This window comes from Bradyrhizobium sp. 18BD (assembly GCF_054185225.1).
In genome coordinates, this window is record NZ_JAVAYL010000249.1 from 1 (window position 1) to 442 (window position 442).

Annotated in this window: 1 protein-coding gene; it reads right to left on the reverse strand. The window is 66.1% G+C overall.

Going from position 1 to position 442, the window contains the following annotated elements; translation table 11 throughout:
• A partial coding sequence (locus RAD16_RS41310) for a PAS domain-containing protein (RefSeq protein WP_458163721.1) occupies nucleotides 1-442 on the reverse strand: 442 nt, incomplete at both ends.

The window sequence follows — 442 nt, forward strand, 5'->3', positions numbered from 1 at the left end:
GTGAGCTGCATCACGTCGTCCGGATCCTGCTGCGCGCGTTGCCGCTCGACCAGGGCGAGGATGAACTCGCGTTCGTCCATCGCATGGCGTAGCGCCGCCTCGTTCAGCTTGGCCTCGGTGATGTCGAGCGTGACGCCGGAAAAGCGCTGCGGCCGCCCGTCCGGGCCGTTGCGGCTGCGCCCCTGCACCGCCAGCCAGCGCTCGGTGCCATCCGGCAACGCAAGGCGATATTCGGTCGAGACCGGGCTTTCCTGCGCAAAGGCAGCCTGCATCACCTTGCTGAACGGCAGGTAATCGTCAGGATGGATATGCGCCATATAGGCGGAGGCTGATGCGCCCTCGCGCGCATGTTTCGGATCGATGCCGTAAAGCCGCGCCATCCGTTCGTCGCCGACGACCGTATCGCTGGCCAGGTCCCATTCCCAGGTGCCGACATTGCCCG